At 40.7% G+C, this 11,104-nt stretch carries 2 protein-coding genes; both read right to left on the bottom strand.

What is annotated here, in order from left to right; all coding sequences use genetic code 11:
- A partial coding sequence (locus tag AC1D7X_RS05080; RefSeq protein ID WP_495474764.1) for a non-ribosomal peptide synthetase occupies positions 1–3,288 on the bottom strand: 3,288 nt, incomplete at its 3' end.
- A 36-nt stretch (positions 3,289–3,324) separates the two neighbouring features.
- Positions 3,325–11,052 carry an amino acid adenylation domain-containing protein gene (locus AC1D7X_RS05075; protein ID WP_495474763.1) on the bottom strand — a complete coding sequence of 2,576 codons (7,728 nt, stop codon included), beginning with the start codon at positions 11,050–11,052 and terminating at the stop codon, positions 3,325–3,327.
- Positions 11,053–11,104: the final 52 nt, after the last annotated feature.

Genomic DNA, 11,104 nt, shown 5'->3' with positions numbered 1-11,104 from the left:
AATTATTTGATGTATTGTTCGTTTCCACTTATGCAAGTCCAGCTCACCACGGATGCGTAATAGCACAGGAATATGATACGCATCTCCTACACTTTCCAATTGTTCTACAATGAGCAACCGCTTTTGTGCTGACGATACAGGATAGTAATCTGCGGGAGCAGCTGGCTCAATCGAGGAGTAGTCATTATCTTCCCCACTGATTTGGTTTGCCATATCTGAAAGTACAGGATTCTGAAATATTTCCTGCAATAGTATGCTGGATTGAAGTTCTTTCTTAATCGCAGATACCAGCCTAATAGCGCTTAAGGAATTTCCACCGAGATTAAAAAAATGGCTGTAAACCCCAACTTTGCTGACCCCCAATACGTTCTTCCAAATTTCAATAAGTCTAGCTTCTATATCATTTCGGGGTATCGTATCTTCCTTTCCTTCCTCTTCAGGAACCGTAGGCTGAGGTAACCCTTTACGGTCGATCTTTCCGTTCACGGTTAAAGGCATCTGATCCAAGAACATCATATAGGTTGGAATCATATATTCCGGCAACTCTTTGGCCAAATTACGTCTAATTTGGTTTGTCGTCACAGAGATGTTGCACACGATATACGCAAACAGCATCTTCTCACCATTAATATGATCAAATACCGTAACTACCGCTTCCTTAACTTCCGGTTGTTGGATCAAGCGACATTCGATTTCTCCTAATTCAATACGATAGCCTCTGATCTTGACCTGCTGATCGATTCGTCCAATGAATTCAATATTCCCATCTGGTAGCCACCTACATAGATCTCCTGTACGATACATCCGTTCACCCGGATAGTACGGATCAAGCACAAACGATTGTAAGGTTAGATCCGGCTGATTCAGATAACCTCTAGCCAGTCCTACTCCTGCGATGCACAACTCACCAAGTACTCCTACTGGAAGCAAACAGTCGTTATTATCCACAATATAAGTTCTGACATTGGATATTGGCTGTCCAATGGGGATATTATTGTATAGCCGGTCTACTTTAAAGGAGGTGGTGACAATGGTGTTTTCAGTAGGACCGTAATTGTTGTAGAGTTGATATCCAGTCTCTCTAAATGACTTCAGTTTATCACCACCCGTGATCACTCTCGTTAACGAATGGTTATCTAGCCTCATCAATTGTTCACACATAGGTGTTGGGAGAATTACAACCGTGACGCCCCGCTCCTCCAAATACCTGTTTAATTCGAATACATCTAATCGAAGCTCTTCTGGAATAATTTCAATGACACTCCCTACAATCAAGGGAGGAACAATCTCTATCACTGAAGGATCAAATCCGAACCCTATATATTTGGAACAGCGGTCTTCTTCCGTAATTTTGTAATACTCCGCATGCCATAATGATTGATTCAACAGAGATCGATGTTCCAGCATGACCCCTTTAGGTTGACCCGTCGATCCAGAAGTATAGATAATATATGCTAGATCCGAAGGATTACTAGTACTAGGAATATTGGTAGTCTCATATGTATCAAGAGAAATCTCATCAATATCCGCGTTTTCAGTCTCCCAACTTGCTCCCTGTAGCCAACGTTGTCTAGAGAGAAGTAATGTAGCTTGACTATCCAACATCATGAATTTCACGCGTTCAGTAGGACACTGATGGTCGATAGGTAGAAAAACTGCTCCAGCCTTAGCTATCCCCAGTATGCCTACAATCATTTCGGACGAGTGATCCAACATCAGGGCAACGATCTGATTCTTCGTCACACCCTTTTCCATCAGCCAACGTGCTAATTGATTAGCCTTTTCATTCAACTGCTTATATGTCCATCGCTGGTCGCGAAATACAACGGCAAGTTGATCTGGAGTCTTGAATACTTGGGTCTCAAAATGCTGAATAAATGTCTCATGGAGCTCATACGGAATACATGTATCATTGAATTGATCCAGTATTTCCTTTTTTTCATCATCAGTAATAAGTTCCATATTACAGATCAATATTTCTGGATTATCACTTACCTGTTTAAGTAGGTGACGGTAATGCTCCTCCATATTATGTATTATCTGTGGATGCATAACGTTAGCGTTGTATTTAAAATTGACTTCCAATCCCTGGCTCGCACTAATAATAATATTGAAATCATAATTCGATTGTTCGAAATCACTGCCTTCATCAATCGAGAAATGCGATTCGATTCCTCGCAATACCGATTTCTCCTGATCAGAATTATTCTGAAAACCATACAGGTGATGAATTAAATTTCGTGATAGATCAGAACAAGATTGAATATCTGCCAGTGGGTAATAATCATAATTTTGTGAATCTATAACGACTTGTTGTACATTCTTAAGCAGTTCAGCAAATGTCTCTTTCCAATTCCATCGGACCCGTACCGGAATCGTGTTAATAAACAATCCAATCATTTCTTCAATACCCTCAACTTCGGCAGGCCGACCTGAAGTCACAACACCAAACACTACATCTTCCGTCCTGTTATACTTCCCAAGAAGAACTCCCCATACCGTCTGAAGTAGCATGTTCAGTGTGACCTGATATTTCTTAGCAACTCTCTCAAGCTTATGCGCAACATCCTCTTGAATATAAAAAGAATGATCGATCTGTTGATACTCCACATTCTTCGATCGTGTATCTCCTTCTCCTAGGGGTAACGTAGGTAATGAAGCCTGCTGAGAGTACCCGCTAAGATAGTGACGCCAAAATTGTTCAGCTTCTTGAGTATCTTGTTGATCCAGCCATTGGATATATTCTGAGTAAGGTCTAACCTCTCCCATAGTTATAGGGCGACCTTCGGCAAGGAGTACATACAACTCAAGCCATTGCTGGAGTAATATCTTCAAACACCAACCATCCATTATGATATGGTGGTAACTCCATATGACTTGGTATCGTCCTTCCCCCATTTTGAACACTGCAAGCCTGATCAGCATATCCTTCACTAGATCAAAGCCCTGAAGTTTGTCTTGAATGATATATTGTTCAATAACCTGCTTACTTTCCTGTTCTGACTTGGATGAAAGCTCTAGATAATGAATCTTTAGACTTCGTTCTTTGAATACGATCTGCTTGGGACTCTTTAAGTTCTCGTGCATAAAATTAGTTCGAAGAACATCATATTTCTCAATAAGAATATTAAAGCTCTGTTCAAGTAAATGAACATCTAGCTCTCCGTGAATGGTGCATAAGAACTGTTCAAAATACGCGGGAGATTCTGGATCCAACAAAGCGTGGAACAACATACCTTCCTGCATCGTCGATAAATTATAAACACTCTTGACAGATAATTTCTGCACCTGGCTCACTCCTTCTCACAATAGTAAGGCCTTTCCTCACTCTTTATTGCTGTAGAACATCAGGATTTCATCCAACTCTTCAAAGGATAAGTTATCGTCGCCTACATCCGAAGGAGTCAGTTCCTTACTTTCCTTCGTAATACAATGTTTGATAATTTGGGACAACCCATCTTGGAATTCCTCTACGAACAAACCTATGTTTGTATCCGTGAATTCATTGGTGTTGTATTCGATCGATATGTGTAAAGCCCCATTCTCAATTAAGCCGCTGATATTCAGAGCTACTTCTCGTTCATCTTCAGGACTCTCATTCATCCCGCAAGTAAGGGGAGATACTTGAAATATTTCCGTGTTAACATCTGTATCGAATTGTCCCAGGTAATTAAATTTAATCTCAGGCTTCAATGAGAATATCAATCCTTGTTTATTCTCTTTCGTTGTCAAATATTTAAGAATGCCGTATCCAGCCCCTTTATTCGGAATACGACGTAGGTTTTCCTTCACCCTTTTGATTAGTAATGACATATTATCCGAGCCATTCATATCTAGAACAACCGGATAAACCGATGTAAACCAACCTACAGTTCTGCTGATGTTGATATATTCAATCATCTCTTCCCTACCATGACCTTCAAGTGAGATTACTACCTGATCGTGCCCCGCCCATTTTTGAATGGCCATCCCAAGGCCAGTCAACAACAGATCATTTATTTCCGTCCCATAAGCTGTATGAGCAGCACCTAATAGTAAATCAGTCTCATTCTCAGACAGTTGGAAGCTACGGATGTTATTATATTTCACTCGAATATCCATTCTAGTAAAGTCCTTCGCCAAAGTCGGAACTACCCTATTCTCTATTTGACTCCAGTATGGGATTTCACGAGTCATAGCTTTACTATTTGCATATTTGTGCAACTCTTCTGCCCAACGTTTGTAGGAATCAGTTTTGCTAGGATACACAACCTCTTCATTACGAATCAGTTGCATATATCCAGTCGTAAAGTCCTCGAAGAGGATTCGCCATGATACACCGTCTACGACCAGATGGTGTATCACTATGAATAGATGATCTCCCTGATTGGTGTGAAATAAGGTTAGTTTCACGAGAGTTCCTGTACTGAGATCTATCCCCGATTGAATTACTTCTACAGCATGATTGATTTCAGAAATGGCATCCGCAGCATGATTGACGTCAATGATTTCAAGGTCCAGTACCGGAATGTCCATCCCTCGATTGAATTGTCGGATCATGTCCGACACTTGCTCATATACCATACGAAGTGCATCATGATGTAGCATGATATGTGACCATACTGCTTGCACCTTCTCTGCATCAAACCCCTCAGGATTAAATAACATAACCGATTGATTCCAATGGTGAGGATGCACGAACTTATTATCGAAGAACCAGTGCTGAATCGGAGTTAATAATACTTCTCCTTCTACAAGCCCCTGGTCAATTTCTCTGACATCTTGCTTCACCCATTTACTTAAAAGTCTGATTTGCGGATACTGGAATAGATACTTGATTTTCAATTGAAACCCACGCGAATTTAATTTAGACGAGATTTGTATTGCCTTAATCGAATCGCCACCAAGTTCGAAAAAGTTATGGTTCGTCCCCAACTTATCGATACCTAATACTTCCTGCCATATCTCGACCAGTAGAAGCTCCATCTCATCGATAGGTTCAATTACTTCATTACCAACGACCATGTTTCGATCCGGTTTCGGCAATGATTTTCGATCTATTTTCCCATTATCCAGCAGGGGCATCGTACTCAAACATATAATATATGGTGGAATCATATAGTCCGGTAATAGCTGAGAAAGTTCAACTCTCATTGCTTGTAAATCAATGTTTACTGTCGATGTCATATAAGCGCATAAATAAGGATTTCCTCCATCATCATCTAAAGCCATGACAACAGCCTCTTTTATATTATCTTGTTGAAGAAGTACAGCCTCTATTTCTTCTAATTCAATTCGAAATCCACGAATCTTCACTTGATAATCCTGTCTACCATAAAATTCAATTGATCCATCGGGAAGCCATCTTCCTCTATCACCAGTACGATAAAGACGCTGCCCCGACTCTTCTGCATACGGATCGATCATGAAGGATGCACGAGTGCGTTCTGGATCATGGATATATCCCCTTCCGACACCTATACCAGCCAGACAAATCTCACCGATTACACCTACAGGACAAAGACTCATCATTTCGTCCACAATGTAGGCAGTCATATTCGCGATCGGCTTACCTATTGGAATAAGTTGTGCATCCTTGGGTGAGTCTTTCATCATGTATTGAACACTGTCATCCGACGCTTCAGCAGGTCCATACGCATTGACCATCGGAATATGTTCACATAGCATGAACCACCTCTTCACCATTTCAGGCTTCACAGCCTCGCCGGTAATAATCAGCGTACGAAGTGTAGACAGTAAGTCTTTTCTCCTCTCGATCACGTCCATCATGACAGAAAGATAGGTTGGTACTACTTCTAACAATGTCACACCGTCTTCATCCATTCGCTGCATGAATGAATCCACATCCAAGATAAGTGAATTGGAATAGATTACTGTCGTTCCACCTAGAGCAAGCGGTCCGAAGAACTGCCATACGGAAATATCGAAACATTGGTTGGCATTTTGTGCAAACACAAGCCCTTCATCAAGACCTAATTCGTCAGCTTCTGCCAGAATATGATTTAACATTCCAAGATGCTCAATCATGACTCCTTTGGGTTTACCCGTTGATCCAGACGTAAATAAAATATAGGATAGATCGTGAATATTCACTGGAATGTTAACATTATCAGCAGATTCCGATAATAATTGCTCTTCAATCTGATCGAGGTATATAAGTTGCCCTTGATCAAATTCTGCTTGACCAGTTCCATGATGTTCAGTTGTCGTTATCCACACATCAGCTCCTGAATCGGCTAGAATATTCTCTTGTCTTGCATTTCCGTAAGCTGGATCAATAGGAACATAAGCGCCTCCCACTTTCCAAATCGCAAGCACACTTTCCACAAAATGTGGACTGCGATCCAACATCACCGCTGCAACCTTCCCTTGCCCAAACCCAATATTTAGTAAGTAAGAAGCAAGTTGATTCGCTCTCTCATTCAATTGCCCATACGAAATTCTGGTTTCCTCAAATATGACAGCGATACGATCTGGCCAATCCGCAGCGTGCTTCTCGAAGCGCTCAGCCACATTCCTACTGTAATCGTATGACACTTTCTTACCATTAAACTGCTGGACTATCCGATTCTTCTCACTTTCCGACAACAAGCTAATTTTACGAAGTGAGATATCCAGATTACTTACAAGTTCCTTCAGTATCCATAAATAATGCTTCGACATCTGGTTAATCGTCTCTTCTTTAAATAGATCAGTGCAGTATTGGAAATCGAAATAGATGTTTCCTTTGTCCTCATATGCATCCATTAGCAAATCAAATTTAGCCACATCATTGTCCCGTTGATAAGGAGTGATACTCGCTTTATCTAGAAGAATCTCTTGATCTTCCGCATCAAATAGATTGAACATGGTATCAAATAAGGGATTGCGGCTAGTATCACGTGTCACATCTATTCGGTCAATCAGTTGCTCAAATGGATAATCCTGATGTTCAATTGCTTGAAGCGTGTGCTCAGTTACTTCTTTCAGAAATTTCCTGAACGATGTATCCTGGTTAGATATTATTCGCAAAGCAATTGTATTCACAAACATCCCTAACATGTTATGTAATTCTGGATGATTTCTTCCAGTGACAGGTGCTCCTATTATGATGTCATTCTGACCTGAATATTTCGACAGCATCACATGATATGCAGCAAGTAGAACATTAAATAACGTTGATCCTTGTTGAACAGAAAGATCCTGAAGTTGCTTGGCTAACTCCTTCCCGGTATTGAAGCTAAGGGTTCTCCCTGAGAAACTTTGGCGGGCGGGTCTCCGGTAATCCAGTGGTAAATTCAACAGCGGTAACTCACCATAATATTGTCGCAACCAGTAAGTCTCATGTTCTTTCATCACATCTGAGCTAAGTTGATCTCGCTGCCATTTTGCGAAGTCTTTGTATTGAATCGTTAACGGAGACAATGCCTTATTCTGATAAATATCTATTAATTCTTGGACAATGATCTGACCTGTTAGTCCATCTGAAATAATATGGTGCATGTCGACCAATAGATAGTATTCGTTATCTTCAGTTTGTACGACTTTAATTCGAAGTAGTGGTGCTTGACACAGATTAAAAGGTCGGACGAAAGATTGAATCACGTTGTCTATCAGGTTCGGTGATTTCGATAGATCCGTTCTCTGTATATCAAATGGAGTTTCAGACAGTATTCTTTGCACAATTTCATCATCTATCGTCTCAAATTGTGTCCTCAACACTTCATGCCGTCGAATCAGTGCTTGTACGGATTTTTCGAAATGTTCCCAGTCCAATTCACCCTTAACTAGATATGTCATTGACATATTGTATGCGACACTATTATGATCTTCTAACTCATAAAGAATGAACATCCTTTTTTGAGCTGAACTTACTGGATAAAAGGCTTGTTGTTCCATAACAGGAATAGATTCAACGATACTTTCGGTCAATTCAGATATATAATCAGACAATTCCTGAATAGTAGGGAGCCGGAATATATCACGAACGGTTACATTTACATTTAATTGATTATAAATTTTGGATACCATAATAATTGCCTTTAGGGAATGTCCACCGCAATCGAAGAAATTGTCCTGAATTCCAGCAAGCTGTTGGCCTAGCACGTCTTTCCAGATACCACACAATAATTCATCTGTTGCGTTACGTGGAGCAATCCACATAGGCTTAGCATTATCGACTGGACGCGGTAACCTTTTTCGGTCAATTTTACCATTCATATTCAAAGGTATCTCTTCCAGACGGATGAGATGAACAGGTATCATATACTCTGGTAGAAAGTGGCTTAGGTACGATTTAATCTCGTTCTCGGGTATCTCTTGGTCACTTGTGAAATAAGCGCATAAATAATGATCACCTGCATCTTGCCACGCTACAGCTGCCGCCTCTCTAACATTCGTATGGGAAGATAGAGTGTTCTCAATTTCCCCTAATTCGATACGAAATCCCCTAATCTTAACCTGATGGTCACGTCTGCCTTCAAACTCAATCTGACCATCTACACACCATCTGCCTAAATCTCCTGTTCTGTACATACGTACACCCAATTGATTAGCAAATGGATCATCTTGGAACACTTCCAATGTCTTCTCAGGCTGATTCAAATATCCCCTGCCCACTGCAATCCCACTCACACAAATCTCACCCGTGATTCCTTCAGGACATAACTGCATGTGCTGATCTACAATGTACATTTGAATGTTAGATAAGGGCCTTCCAATTGAAATCTTCTCTACTCCTATTGGAGAGCGATCTAGTCTATATTGGCATACATCATCAGAAGCTTCAGCCGGTCCATAAGCGTTGATTATTGGAATATGTGGACATAAACTGAACCATCTCTGTATGATTGTTGGTGTCACCGTTTCCCCAGTAATCATGAGAAGTTCCAGATGATCAAGATGGATTGACTGTTGCTCAATATGGTCCATTAGCAAGGATAAATAGGATGGAACAACCTCAAGTAAAGTTATCTTGTCTGAATGAATCAACTCAATGAATTGCTGTGGATTCAATACGATCTCGTCAGGAATAATACTCGTCGTCCCACCCAATGCTAGCGCGCATACGAATTGCCAAACAGATATATCGAAGCAATGATTGGCATTCTGCGCAAAGATGAGTTGGTTGGATAATTCAAGAGCATCCCGTTCAGCCATAATATGATTCAGCATCCCCAGTTGCTCTATCATCACTCCTTTCGGTTGACCTGTTGAACCTGATGTAAACAAGCAGTAGGCTAGATCACGAAGATCAACTGGAAGATTCAGGTTGCTTGAATTCTCATGCCTATTATGTTCATTATTGATGTCTAATTCGACCCATTTTGTACCATATCGTTGTTGTAATGATTCCGATCCACAGTCTGATTCCGTCAACAACAGGGCTGCATTGGAATCTTCCATAATGGAAATAATGCGTTCTTCGGGATAATGGACATCCAGTGGAATATATGCGGCTCCTGCTTTCCAGATCGCTAGAATGCTCTTCAGCATCAGTGGTGAGCGTTTCATCATGATCCCCACAAAATCCCCTCGTTGGACACCCTGATTGACTAGCCACCTCGCAAGGCAATTGGCCTCTTTATTTAATTCATCATAGGTCAAGTGGGTACCCCGATATCGGGTTGCAATCGCATGAGGTTGGATACGTGCATGCTCTTCAAAGAGCTGTGAGACTGTCTTATCCAGATGATATTCCGGTTCATTTAAATGAAATCCCTGCAGAATCTGAGTTCTTTCATTGTCTGTTAGGATATCGATAGCTGAAACTTCTTTATCGGCATCTCTTAATATCTGATGTGCCATCTGCATCAGATGTCCCTCGATCCGTTGAACAAAGGATTCTTCGTATAATAAACCGTTGTAAGTGAATTGAACTTCCAATTCTTCCTGCGGAAAAACGGATATATCAAAATCGTAATTCGCATGCTCTTCCATCTCGAAATCCGAGATAGAGATCTTGTTCCCCTCTCCACTGTCATTAAGGAGCGAGGAATCTAGCGGATAATTCTCAAATACGACAATATGTTGAATTAAGTGCTGTTTCAGATCGGTGAAAGACTGAATTTCTGCTAATGAAACGTGACTATTTACGTTCGCCTCTATCATTGCCGCATGCACATCTTGTAAGAGCTCAGAGAACAACGTTCCCTCGCTTATTTTCACACGCAAGGGTACTGTATTGATAAATAATCCAACCATATCTTCTATACCTGCAACCTCAGAAGGTCTACCTGAAACAACTGTTCCAAACACAACGTCATCTATGTGATTATATTTCTGCATTAACATCCCCCACATGACATGGAAGACCGTACTTAATGTAACCTGATGGTCAACTGCGAGTTTTTCCAACCCCCGAGTAACTTCCTTACTAAATTGAAATGAATGTCTTCTGTACTCAAATCCTTGCTCTGCTAGCGATTTATGTTGCATAGGAACCTGGGTCTGGTCTTCGAAATCGATTAAATAATCGGACCAATATTGCAGTGCTTTCTCTTGATCCTGTTTCACCAACCAAGCAATATAGTCACTATATGGATACTTATCATTCAACGGTGCAGGGACATCTTGCTCTAAGGCCGAATAAATCCCAAACAATTCAGTGGCAATAATACCCAGGCACCAGCCATCCATAATAATGTGAGGGAAACTCATTACCGCCTTGTATTCTTCAGCGCCAGTGCGGAGAAGTGCCAACCTGATCAACACATCTTGTTGAAGGTCAAATCCATTCTTCTTATCCTGTTGCTTAAATTGTGATATAACATCTTGCTGTTCCTCATATTCAAATTCGGTCATATCGATAACATGAATGCTAGTGTCAACATTCTGCAGAACAACCTGCAAGGGTTGTTCTGATTCTTTAAATACAAACACAGTTCTTAATACTTCATATCGCTGGATTAGCATGTTAAAGCTCTTCTCAAACTGCGAAATATTAATTTGACCTTGCAAAGTGAAAGTAAGTTGTTCGAAATACGCTGTGGATTGAGGATCAAGAAGGGCATGATAAAGCATTCCTTCCTGTAGCGGTGTTAATGTGTAAATATTCTCAATTTCATGTTTCAATGCATCAACACTCCCGAAATATATTGGAATTATTTTTCATGCCATATATTAT

It is taken from the genome of Paenibacillus sp. Y568 (assembly GCF_059445545.1).
This window is presented reverse-complemented; position numbering and strand designations above follow the sequence as displayed.